Genomic DNA, 232 nt, shown 5'->3' on the forward strand with positions numbered 1-232 from the left:
ACGCCAGTGGTAACGGTCAGAGGTAAAAAATGCCGCGAATCAACTCACAAGACATACAGCGCCCCATCGCTCGATTTTTTGGCACGCTCACCAAAACCATGGCTTTGGGGCTAGCCCTCGGCCTGAGTTCCTCATTAGCGTGGGCAGCCGCACCCATCACTATTGCCGACAAATCAGAGCAACGCAAGTTGTATGACCAAGCGCAAAAAGCGTTGAGCGCTAGCCGCTATAG

General features: G+C 53.4%; 1 protein-coding gene. It reads left to right on the forward strand.

The features are described 5' to 3' along the window. Positions 1–29 precede the first annotated feature (29 nt). Positions 30–232: hypothetical protein (locus Q4563_RS22980; RefSeq protein ID WP_303606197.1), on the forward strand; the 203-nt coding region annotated here is incomplete at its 3' end.

This window comes from Gilvimarinus sp. 1_MG-2023 (genome assembly GCF_030548285.1).